We start from the raw sequence: 8,898 nt of genomic DNA, 5'->3' as shown, positions 1-8,898 counted from the left end.
GCGCCACTGGAGCTTGCGGAAGCCGGGCGCGACGACGGGGCTTGCTCGTGCCGTTTCTCCGCGTGCAGTCGCTGGGTGATCACGGCTGCGCTATCGCTTTGCTTGTCGTTGAGTTGCCAGATGCCGCTGAAGTCCGTGCCTTGGTTGACGATTTGCGCAGACGCTTGCGTGATGGCGAACAAGCCTGCAGCGAGCGATAGGCAAGACAGGCGGGGCAGGGGAAGCGGCACGGGCGACGTCCTGGCGATGGAATCTCCCTGATCAACGCATCATTGGCGGGTCGGGTGTACAACTTTGTAAGCCTGATGCAGGGCTGACCTCCAAGCCGAGCCGTTAAACTGTGCGGATGCCTGTCGATCGTCGCCCGCTCGCCATATTCCTGATGGGCCCGACCGCGTCGGGCAAGACTGCGCTTGCGTGCGCCTTGAGCGACCGCTTTCCGCTTGGCTTGATCAGTGTGGATTCAGCACTGGTGTATCGCGGCCTCGACATCGGCGCGGCCAAGCCCGATGCCGCAACGCTCGCGCGCTATCCGCATGCTTTGATCGATATCCGCGATCCCGCCGAGCCGTATTCGGCTGCCGACTTCAGCGCCGACGCGCAGGTAGCGATGCACCGCATCGCCGAAGCGGGACGTGTTCCCCTGCTGGTCGGCGGCACCGGCTTGTACTTCCGCGCGCTGCAACGAGGTTTGTCCAACCTGCCCGACGCGGATGCCGACGTGCGCGCACAGCTGGCGGAAGAGGCTGCTGTCATCGGCTGGGATGGCATGCATCGCCGACTGGCCGAATGCGATCCGCAAGCCGCCGCACGCATCAAGCCCGGGGACGCACAACGCATCCAGCGCGCGTTGGAAGTGATTACGCTTACCGGCCAGCCGCTCAGCGCGCAACAACAGGGTGGGCGCGGCCAACCGTTTCCCTGGCGTGTATTGAAGCTGGCGTTGGTGCCGCAGAACCGCGCACCGCTGCACGCGCGCATCGCTCAGCGTTTCGACGACATGTTGCGGCATGGCCTGCTGGACGAGGTGCATGCCTTGCGCCGGCGCGGCGATCTCAGCCCCGATCTGCCGGCCTTGCGCGCGGTGGGCTACCGCCAGGCCTGGGAGCACCTGGATGGACGCTACGATGTTGTCGAACTGCGCGACAGGGGCATCTTCGCCACCCGGCAGCTCGCCAAGCGGCAGATCACCTGGCTGCGCAGTGAACTCGATGCGCGCATGCTCGATCCGGAACAAGGCGATCTGCCGGAACGGGCGACGGATGCCGTAGGCTTGTTCCTCGGGGCAAAGTGAGAGCTACTTGTAAAAAAGATGACGTCATTTCGTTATGTCTTTGTCATCACTTACAAAACCCTTTCATACTCGATTTAAAAGCGGTTAACATTCAAAAAAACTCGGGTCGGGGCGCCAATGGCGTCGCTTTTTTTCCGGCCCATCCGTGGATGAGGGGGAGAACAAAAAATGTCAAAAGGGCAATCCTTGCAAGATCCATTTCTAAACGCATTGCGCCGTGAGCGCGTACCGGTCGCCATCTACCTGGTGAATGGCATCAAGCTGCAGGGCACGATCGAGTCTTTCGATCAGTTCGTGGTGCTGTTGCGCAACCAGGTCAGCCAGATGGTTTACAAACACGCCATCTCAACCGTCGTGCCGAGCCGCAACGTGCGCGTGGGCAACGGCCATGAGGGTCATGAAGGCCACGAAGCCCATCTCGAGCACGCGTCGGTCGAAAGCGAAGGTTGATTTACTCTGTTCGATAGGCAGAAGAAAGGCGAACGGGCTGTATTGGTCCTCCCGCACTCGCGGGGGGAAGGCGATGCAGCGGAGCGTGCGGAGGAGTTCGTTGAACTCGTGAAGTCGGCTGGCGCCGAAGTGCTGGCCAGCATTCCTGCGCGCGTAGAGACACCCAATCCACGCTATTACATCGGCACCGGCAAGGCTGACGAAGTGTCCGAGGCGGTGCGTGCGCTGGAAGCGGACGTGGTGCTGGTCGACCATCTGCTTTCACCGGTGCAAGAGCGCAATCTGGAAAAGCTGCTCAACGTGCGCGTGGTTGATCGCGCCGGCCTCATTCTCGATATCTTCGCCCAGCGCGCCCGCTCCCACGAAGGCAAGCTGGAAGTGGAACTGGCTCAGCTCAAACATCTGGCCACCCGCCTGGTGCGCGGCTGGACCCACTTGGAGCGCCAGCGCGGCGGCGCCATCGGCCTGCGCGGCCCGGGTGAAACGCAGCTGGAAACCGACCGCCGCCTGCTCGGCGAGCGCGTGAAGATGCTCACCAAGCGCCTGGAAAAGGTGCAGACCCAGCGCAGCCAGCAGCGTCGCGCGCGCCTGCGCAACACGGTGCCGCGCGTGGCCCTGGTCGGTTACACCAATGCCGGTAAATCCACGCTCTTTAATGTGCTCACGCAGGGCGATGTGTACGCGGCGAACCAGCTGTTCGCCACGCTCGATCCCACCGTGCGCAAGCTCGAAGACTTGAGCTGCGGCCCAGCCGTGCTCGCCGATACCGTGGGTTTCATCCGTGAATTGCCGCACGACCTGGTCGCCGCCTTCCGCGGCACGCTGGCCGAAGCGCGCGATGCGGATCTGCTGCTGCACGTCAGCGACGCGGCGGATGAAGAGCGCGAGCGCCTGCATCACGTGGTCGACCAGGTGCTGGAAGAAATCGGCGCCGGCGACGTGCCGCAACTGCAGGTGATGAACAAGATCGACCTCGCCGGCGGCGAACCGCGCATCGTGCGCAGCGCCGAAGGCGTGCCGCAGCAGGTGTGGGTGTCCGCGGTGACGGGTGCCGGCCTGGATTTGCTGCGGGAAGCCTTGGGCGAATGCCTGGGCGGTGAGCGCGTGCAGTCCGAATTGCGCTTGCCGCTTTCGGCCGGCCGCCTGCATGCGCGCTTGCGTGCCGCGGGTGCGATCGCCGAAGAAGCGGTGGACGAGGAAGGTTGGCGTCTGCGCATCGATGCGCCGCGCAGCGTGCTGGCGCCGCTGACCGGCGGGCAGGGCGCCGAGGTGGAGTTGTTGCGCGGCTTGCTGGGCAACCCCGACACGGCCGTGTAGGTTGGGGTGCGAACCCCAACATTCCGATCCAGATAGACACAGCAATGTTGGGGTTCGCGCCCCAACCTACGTCATCGGTGGGTCGCTTGGGTGACAGGCTTAAACGCAACCGTCTCTGCTAGCATCGCCATCCACGTGACATGCTGGGATTTCTTCCCAGCCTACGGCGCGACTGCCGCTTTATCCGCCTTAAGCAGCCCCTGTGCACGAAGCCAGCTTTCGAGCAGGCTAGGCCATTGGTCGAGCACGGCATCGCCCTTGCCCAGGCCAGTGCCGTGGGGACCGTGAGCGAAGATGTGCAGCTCCGCGGGAACGCCGGCTTTGACCAGCGCCTCGTAAAACCTGAGGCTCTGTCCCACCGGAACCGTCTCGTCGGTGGCGGTGTGATAGATGAAGGTGGGCGGCGTGTCCTTGCTGACGAACAGCGTCGGCGTGTAACGGGTACGAAGGGCCTCGCACTGATCCATGACGTTGAAGAGCTTGCAGTAGCTCAGGTGCGACGTGTCGCTTGAGATGGCGTCGAGCCAGGGATAGGCAAGCACGAGAAAATCGGGCCGGCTGGAGACGCGCTCGATGGCATCTTTGGCTCCAGGGTTGCCGGGAACGGGCTGGGTGCCGGCGAGGGCGGCGAGGTGTCCGCCGGCAGAGAAACCGATGGCCACAATGCGATCCGGCGCAATGTGGTAGTCGGCGGCGTCGGCACGCACGGTCTGGATCGCGCGGCGGGCGTCGAGCAGCGGAACCGGCAACAGGTAGCCGTGCGAGGCGAGACGATAGCTCACGATGAACGCCGTAAACCCGCGCGCGGTGAACCAGTCGGCGATCTCGCGGCCCTCCAGGTCGCTGGCAAGACCCGCATAAGCGCCGCCGGGAAAGATCACGACGGCAGACCCGTTCTCGCTTCCCTTGATGGGCGTAAAGATGGTCAGTGCCGGAATGTCTTCACAGGCGTTGCCTTTGGCCCCGGGCGCGGCTCCGGGCCAGAGGCGGATGCTCTTGATGCCGAGAAAGGCATTGTCGGTGCCGGGTATGGCGCAGGATGCAGCGTGCGCACGGGTGGCGGTAATGGCCAGCATGGCCGCGGTCAGGAACACAAAAAGCTGCTTCATGGGGAGCCTCGCCGGGATTCGGGAGGATTGTAGGGTGCGGAGCGCGCATTGCCGCCCCAACCCTGCCTGCAGCTGTCTCTTGATCCCCTCTCTGCCAACCCGCAGCGGCATCCAATGAGCTTGTACGTCGCATGGCGCAAGTTGCTGCACCCGGCGCATGAGGGGCTCCGGCCGCCGCGTCTCTGCTAGAATGCGACCGTTTGTGCGCCACCCCGACCGGGTGCTTGCATGCCCACTATCCGTCACCATGTCCCATTCTTCACTCAGTGTTTTCCGGCCGTTGCTGCCGGCCTCCCAGCGGCCTCAAGGAGACTGACCATGGCCTGGAACGAACCCGGCAACGGGCAGCGCGATCCATGGAACAAAAACAAGCGCGGTGCCGGCGGTAACAAGCCTGGCGTCGAGGCGGCGCTCAAGGATCTGTTCAAGCGCATCGGGCGGATGGGTGGCCCGGGCGGCATTCTCACCATCGTGGTCGCCATCCTGCTGGCCTGGCTGCTGCTGACCAGCTACGCGGTAGTCGGCACGGGACAGGTGGGCGTCGTGGAACGGTTTGGCGCCTATGCGCGGACCATCAATCCCGGATTTCATCTGAAGCTACCGGCGCCGATCGAAGCCGTGCAGCCAGTGGCAACCTCGCGGGTGCGCGCCATGTCGGACCAGCTCCGCATGCTTACCCGCGACCAGGATATCGTCACGGTCGATTTCAACGTGCAGTACCAGGTGACGAACCCGCAGAAATACCTGTTCAGCGCACGCGATCCGGATGGCACGCTCAACGAGGCCGCACAGGCCGCCGTGCGTGCGGTGATCGGCGCGCAATCCATGGACGACATCCTCACCGGCCAGGGCGACGCCAATGCGCCGGCGCCCCACCTGGGTACCTTGCAGCAGCAGGTGCGCGATCAACTGCAGCACACGCTCGATGCGTATGACTGCGGCCTGCAAGTGACCGAGGTGAGCCTGCAGGCCATCACGCCGCCGCAGGAAGTCAAAGACGCTTTCGACGACGTGATTGCCGCGCGCCAGGATCGCCAGGGCCTGATCGACCAGGCCAAGGCCATCACCAGCCAGGACGTTCCCGCCGCCAAGGGCGATGCCAAGCGCCTGGCCGCCGAGGCGGATGCCTATAAGGCCGAGCGCATCGCGCGCGCGCAAGGCGATGCCGAGCGCTTCAACCTGATTCTCAAGGAATACCGCGCGGCACCTGACGTCACCCGCCGCCGCCTGTGGCTGGAAACCATGGAAGACATCCTGCACGCCAGCAACAAGGTCATCGACGGCTCCGACGGGCGCAGCGTCATCAACATCGAAGGCGCTCGTGGCGAGACGCAGCCCGTCACCAGCCTGCCGGGCGTCGGCACAGTGGCGCCGTCCGGCAACGACGATGCGGACAAGGGGAAGCAGCCATGAAGACCACTGTTGCGATCATCATCGTTCTGCTCCTTCTGCTGGGATTCAACAGCCTCTACACCGTGGGCGAAGGCCAGCAGGTGCTTGTGCTGCAATTCGGCAAGATCCTGCGCACCGACCGCCAGCCCGGCCTGCACGCCAAGGTGCCGCTGCTGCAGCAGACGCTGACGCTGGACGACCGCATCCTGTCCTACGACGGCGCGCCGCAGCGCTATGCCACGTCCGACAAGCAAAGCATCAACGTCAGTTACTACGTGAAGTGGCGCATCGCCAACGCAGCCGATTACTACCGCGCCAGTGGCGGCGATGAATTGCAGGCCGGCCAGCGCCTGAGTCCGATCATCAGCAATGCGCTGCGCGGCATCGTCAATGCGCATGCCATGGACCAGCTGATTGCCGGCGGGCAGGGCGACGTCGCCGCGAGCACGTTGCAGCAGGCCAACGAGCAGACGCAGAAAACACTGGGCATCTCGGTAGTGGATGTGCGCATCACCGGCATCGAATTCCCCGATGACGTCAAGGCGGCGGTGTACAAGCGCATGCAGACCGAGCGTCAGCAGCAGGCAGCGGCCATTCGCGCGGATGGCAAGCAGGAGGCCGAGGCGATCAAGGCGGAGACCCAGGCGCAGGCGCAGGTGATCCGCGCCAATGCCGACAGCGATGCCGACAAGGTGAAAGGCGAGGGCGATGCGCAAGCCGCGCAGATCTACGCGCAGGCTTACGCGCAGGACCCGGATTTCTTCGCCTTCTACCGCAGCCTGCAGGCGTACAAGAAATCCTTCGGCGACGGCAGGGGCACCATCATCCTCAAGCCGGATTCGGAGTTTCTGCGTTATTTCGGCAATCCGGCCGCCGCGCCGGCGCATCGCTGAGCCAAGGCCATGCCACGTGATTTCTACGCGGCGTTGTGCCTGGTGCTGGTGATCGAGGGCCTGGTGCTGTTCGCTGCGCCGCATGGCTGGCAGTCGGTCATGCGCGAAGCGTCCAAGATGGAGCCGCGCGTCTTGCGTGTCTGCGGCGCGATTGCCATCGGCATCGGTCTGCTGACCTTGCGGCTGGTGCATTGAACCGGTTTCACCACGCGGTCATCACCGCGAGCTAAGTTTTCCATTTACCCGTTCCGCCGATCGGAACGCTTTAGAGCGAGAAGCATCATGGGCAAGTCAGTCGTAATTCTTGGCGCACAGTGGGGCGACGAAGGCAAAGGCAAGATCGTCGACCTGTTGACCGAGCGCGTCGGCGCAGTGGCGCGTTTCCAGGGCGGCCATAACGCCGGCCACACTCTGGTCATCAAGGGCAAGAAGACCGTGCTGCACTTGATTCCCTCCGGCATCCTGCGCGACGACGCGCTATGCCTGATCGGCAACGGCGTGGTGTTGTCGCCCGCCGCGCTCAAGCAGGAAATCGAAGAGCTGGAAGCGCAAGGCGTGAACGTGCGTCCGCGCCTGAAGATCAGCCCGGCCACGCCGCTGATCATGCCGTACCACATCGCGGTCGATAAGGCGCGCGAAGTTGCCGCTGGCGGCAAGGCCATCGGCACCACCGGCCGCGGTATCGGTCCGGCTTATGAAGACAAGGTCGCCCGCCGCAGCGTGCGCGTGGCTGACCTGATGTATCCGCACGAGCTGCCCGACCTCATCAAGTGCGCCGTCGAATACCACAACTTCATCCTCACCCAATGGCTGAAGGCCGAGCCGGTGGACTACCAGAAGGTGCTGGACGATGCGATCGCCTATGGCGAATTCATCCGTCCGATGGTCGACGACGTCGCCACCATCCTGCACGACGTGCGCAAGGAAGGCGGCAACATCCTGTATGAAGGTGCGCAAGGCGCATTGCTCGATATCGACCACGGCACCTATCCCTACGTCACCAGCAGCAACACCACCGTCGGCGGCGCACTCGCCGGCACCGGCGTCGGCGCGGGCGATATCGACTACGTGCTCGGCATCTGCAAGGCCTACGCCACCCGCGTTGGCGGCGGCCCGTTCCCGACCGAACTCAACGACGAGATGGGCGAGCGCCTGCGCAAGGTCGGCAACGAATTCGGCGCCAGCACCGGTCGTCCGCGCCGCTGCGGCTGGATCGACCTGGTCGCGCTCAAGCGCGCGGTGCAGATCAACGGTATCAACGGCCTGGCCATCACCAAGCTCGACGTGCTCGACGGCCTGGAAACCATCAAGGTCTGCATCGCCTACGAATACCGCGGCAAGCGCCGCGAACTCGCCCCGCTCGATGCGGATGGCTGGGCCGAATGCAAACCGGTGTACCTGGAATTCCCGGGTTGGAGCGAATCCACCGCCGGCATCCGCGATTGGAACAAGCTGCCGCCGGCCGCGCGTGCTTATTTGCGCGCGGTGGAAGAACTTTCCGGCTGCCGCCTGGCCATCGTGGCGACGGGTGCGGATCGTGACGACACGATCGTGCTGGATGATCCGTTTGCGTAAGTGCAGGGCGTCTGCGTAGGTCGAACAAAAGGCCCCTTTTCGGGGCCTTTTTGTTGGGGACGCAAGCGAAGCTCTAAAGAGTGCCGACGCGATATGCGCAACGCGTTCATTTTTGCGATGAGAAATTTCAGCTCGTCACGCAAGGCCGTTTAGTAGGCTGGGATGGCAATCCCAGCTTTTTTGCCGGCTCTTGATGCTGGGATTGTCATCCCAGCCTACGTTGCTTCGCTATGTCCTGCTGTGGGCTGCTGGCTTCGACATGTATGCCGAACCCCGATTGTTCTGACGCAATATCATCGCGCAGGGTGAGCGCGGGTATGTCGTAGTCACCGGCATTCTGCTTGCGGAACGGGATCGGTGCGGTCTTTTCGAGATGGTCCAGACGCTCAGCTAGCTCCTGGCAAATCTTGGCGAATCGCACGTCATCCATTCGGCTGGTGCGATAGATCACATAGGGCGGCAATACGTCGAAGCCCGGGTAATACAACATGCCGTGCTGGATGGGGAACAGAATGTCATCGATGGGGCCGTTGATGCCGCGTGGGCTGTAATGCGATTCCCAGCCGCCGGTGCTAACGATCAGCATCGCGCGCTTGCCGGCCAAGGTACCTTCGCCGTAGCGATCGCCCCAATGCCTGTCGGAGTGTTCGCCAACGCCGTATGCAAAGCCGTAGGCATACACGCGTTCAAGCCAGCCTTTCATGATTGCCGGCATCGAGAACCACCACAGCGGAAACTGCAGGATCACGGTGTCGGCCCAGCGCAGCTTTTCCTGTTCGCGCGCGATGTCTTCACGCTGCCGCCCGTTTTGATAGGCATGTTTGGAGTCGCGTGACGGCTCGAAGCGATCGCCAAGTTTGCCGTCGAG

General features: G+C 63.6%; 10 protein-coding genes. 7 read left to right on the top strand and 3 right to left on the bottom strand.

The window, feature by feature from the left end; all coding sequences use genetic code 11:
- Positions 1-230: hypothetical protein (locus VJR68_RS03220; protein WP_324146107.1), on the bottom strand; the 230-nt coding region annotated here is incomplete at its 3' end.
- Between the two features lie 116 nt (positions 231-346).
- Here VJR68_RS03220 and miaA point away from each other — a divergent pair.
- From miaA to hflX, 3 genes are all read left to right on the top strand, one after another.
- Complete coding sequence (gene miaA, locus VJR68_RS03215) at positions 347-1,294, top strand: tRNA (adenosine(37)-N6)-dimethylallyltransferase MiaA (protein WP_324146106.1); 948 nt, start codon at positions 347-349, stop codon at positions 1,292-1,294.
- 168 nt (positions 1,295-1,462) lie between these two features.
- On the top strand, positions 1,463-1,744 hold the full coding sequence (gene hfq, locus VJR68_RS03210) for an RNA chaperone Hfq (protein WP_188796912.1): 282 nt from the start codon (positions 1,463-1,465) through the stop codon (positions 1,742-1,744).
- Between the two features lie 6 nt (positions 1,745-1,750).
- Entirely contained in the window at positions 1,751-3,061 is a 1,311-nt protein-coding gene (hflX, locus tag VJR68_RS03205; protein ID WP_324146108.1) for a ribosome rescue GTPase HflX, read from the top strand.
- Between the two features lie 161 nt (positions 3,062-3,222).
- Here the strand turns inward: hflX and VJR68_RS03200 are convergent, their stop codons facing one another.
- Positions 3,223-4,170: an alpha/beta hydrolase gene (locus tag VJR68_RS03200; RefSeq protein WP_324146105.1), complete on the bottom strand. Its 948-nt coding sequence runs from the start codon at positions 4,168-4,170 to the stop codon at positions 3,223-3,225.
- A 318-nt stretch (positions 4,171-4,488) separates the two neighbouring features.
- Between VJR68_RS03200 and hflK the strand changes: the two genes are divergently transcribed.
- The 4 genes from hflK (at position 4,489) to VJR68_RS03180 (ending at position 8,030) form a co-directional block, all read left to right on the top strand.
- Positions 4,489-5,583 carry an FtsH protease activity modulator HflK gene (hflK, locus tag VJR68_RS03195; protein ID WP_324146104.1) on the top strand — a complete coding sequence of 365 codons (1,095 nt, stop codon included), beginning with the start codon at positions 4,489-4,491 and terminating at the stop codon, positions 5,581-5,583.
- On the top strand, positions 5,580-6,455 hold the full coding sequence (gene hflC, locus VJR68_RS03190) for a protease modulator HflC (protein ID WP_324146103.1): 876 nt from the start codon (positions 5,580-5,582) through the stop codon (positions 6,453-6,455). Before hflK ends, hflC begins: the two co-directional genes overlap by 4 nt.
- Before the next feature lie 9 nt (positions 6,456-6,464).
- A complete protein-coding gene (locus VJR68_RS03185; RefSeq protein ID WP_324146102.1) occupies positions 6,465-6,650 on the top strand; it encodes a DUF2065 domain-containing protein in 186 nt (61 codons plus the stop codon).
- A gap of 87 nt (positions 6,651-6,737) precedes the next feature.
- Positions 6,738-8,030: an adenylosuccinate synthase gene (locus tag VJR68_RS03180; protein WP_324146101.1), complete on the top strand. Its 1,293-nt coding sequence runs from the start codon at positions 6,738-6,740 to the stop codon at positions 8,028-8,030.
- Positions 8,031-8,235: 205 nt separating this feature from the next.
- Here the strand turns inward: VJR68_RS03180 and VJR68_RS03175 are convergent.
- A partial coding sequence (locus VJR68_RS03175) for an NAD(P)H-dependent oxidoreductase (protein ID WP_324146100.1) occupies positions 8,236-8,898 on the bottom strand: 663 nt, incomplete at its 5' end.

The sequence above is a fragment of the Dyella sp. genome (assembly GCF_035277725.1).
Taxonomy (GTDB): Bacteria; Pseudomonadota; Gammaproteobacteria; order Xanthomonadales; family Rhodanobacteraceae; genus Dyella_B.
The sequence above is the reverse complement of the archived record's forward strand: the minus strand, read 5'-3'. Positions and strand labels throughout refer to the sequence as shown.

Coding starts and splice junctions, on each gene's coding strand:
- VJR68_RS03200 (WP_324146105.1), bottom strand. CDS start 4,170: ATGAAGCAGCTTTTTGTGTTCCTGACCGCGGCCATGCTGGCCATTACC.
- hflC (WP_324146103.1), top strand. CDS start 5,580: ATGAAGACCACTGTTGCGATCATCATCGTTCTGCTCCTTCTGCTGGGA.
- hflK (WP_324146104.1), top strand. CDS start 4,489: ATGGCCTGGAACGAACCCGGCAACGGGCAGCGCGATCCATGGAACAAA.
- hfq (WP_188796912.1), top strand. CDS start 1,463: ATGTCAAAAGGGCAATCCTTGCAAGATCCATTTCTAAACGCATTGCGC.
- VJR68_RS03185 (WP_324146102.1), top strand. CDS start 6,465: ATGCCACGTGATTTCTACGCGGCGTTGTGCCTGGTGCTGGTGATCGAG.
- VJR68_RS03180 (WP_324146101.1), top strand. CDS start 6,738: ATGGGCAAGTCAGTCGTAATTCTTGGCGCACAGTGGGGCGACGAAGGC.
- miaA (WP_324146106.1), top strand. CDS start 347: ATGCCTGTCGATCGTCGCCCGCTCGCCATATTCCTGATGGGCCCGACC.